Source organism: Arhodomonas sp. KWT, from assembly GCF_010993615.1.
In genome coordinates this window covers 1-554 of sequence record NZ_WNXE01001071.1, presented here as the reverse complement: position 1 = coordinate 554, position 554 = coordinate 1, and the positions used below count along the sequence as shown (strand labels likewise).

The window sequence follows — 554 nt, the reverse complement described above, 5'->3', positions numbered from 1 at the left end:
GCGAGGTGGCCGTGGGCGGCGGTGAGCTGGCTGCCGTGGGTGTAGTAGTTCACCGGTGCCAGGGTGTGGAGGAAGCCCCACACGCCGGCGCCGAGGAAGGCCACCACCGAGGTGCCGAGCGCCCAGGTCGTGGCCGCGCGGTTGGTGTGGTTGCGCCGCCGGCGCCGGACCATGCTGAAGGCGAAGAGCAGCATCATGAAGAAGGGCAGCGGCTCGAACGCCGAGAACACCGAGCCGATCCACAGCCAGTACGACGGCGCGCCGATGAAGAAGTAGTGGTGACCGGTGCCGAGGATGCCGGTGATCAGGGCCATGGCGATGATCACGTACAGCCACTTCTCGATGACCTCGCGGTCCACGCCGGTGGTCTTGATCAGCACGAAGGCGAGAATGCTGCCCATGATCAGCTCCCACACGCCCTCGACCCAGAGGTGCACGACCCACCACCAGAAGTACTTGTCCATGGTCAGCGACGAGGGGTTGTAGAAGGCGAACAGGAACATCACCGCCAGCCCCACGAGGCCCGTCATCAGGACCATGTTGATCACGGTCTT

At 65.0% G+C, this 554-nt stretch carries 1 protein-coding gene; it reads right to left on the bottom strand.

Annotation, left to right across the window (positions count from 1 at the left end; genetic code table 11):
• On the bottom strand, window positions 1–554 hold a 554-nt coding region (locus tag G7A99_RS24205), incomplete at both ends, for a cbb3-type cytochrome c oxidase subunit I (protein ID WP_205600056.1).